1 protein-coding gene and 1 pseudogene are annotated in these 652 nt (G+C 64.4%); both read right to left on the reverse strand.

Annotation, left to right across the window (positions count from 1 at the left end; translation table 11 throughout):
* Positions 1–429, reverse strand: a 429-nt coding sequence (locus tag EN935_RS39140) for an alpha/beta hydrolase (protein ID WP_127374410.1), incomplete at its 3' end; no start/stop codon positions are given.
* Positions 430–433: 4 nt separating this feature from the next.
* Positions 434–652 (reverse strand): annotated as a pseudogene (locus tag EN935_RS39145) (ring-cleaving dioxygenase); the annotation flags it as partial.

Below are 652 nucleotides of genomic sequence, written 5' to 3' on the forward strand. Positions count from 1 at the left end.
CTTCACCTCCGGTTCGAACGGGATCAGCGGATGCATCAGCACCGCGGCGTCGAACAGCGCCGGTGCCGCAAACACCACCGAGGCCAGGACGTTGGCGCCGTTGGAGTAGCCGAGACCAAGCACGATCGACGGCTTTGCCGCCCCGACATGGGCCGCCTCGACATGCGCCTTGACGAAGCCCGCCATCTTGTCCGTCGCCCGTGCCAGATCGTCCATGTCGTAGACGCCCTCGCCGGTACGGCGAAAGAAGCGCGCAGCACCTTGTTCGGACACATCGCCGCGCGGCGAGATGATGGTTGCCTGGGGCGCGAGATCGCGCCCCAGCGACAGAAGCTGGTTCTCATCGGCTCCCGTGCCATGGAAGACGAACAGCAGTGGACCGCCCGGCGAACCGGGCAGCAACTTGTGGATGTAAGCGTCCTTGCTCATGACCTCAGCCTTCCAGCTTCTGCAGATGCTGTTCGAGATAGGGCCGCAGGTGCTGGTGCTGCGTCGGCAGCTTCAGCGCCTCGCCGAGATGAGCGGTGTCCTCATCGCGATCGAAACCCGGCTCGTTGGTGGCCACTTCGAACAGCACGCCACCCGGCGTGCGGAAATAGATCGCCCAGAAATAGTCGCGGTCGATCACCGGCGTCACGCCATAGCCGGTATC

Source organism: Mesorhizobium sp. M7D.F.Ca.US.004.03.1.1 (assembly GCF_003998635.1).
Classification (GTDB): Bacteria; Pseudomonadota; Alphaproteobacteria; order Rhizobiales; family Rhizobiaceae; genus Mesorhizobium; species Mesorhizobium loti.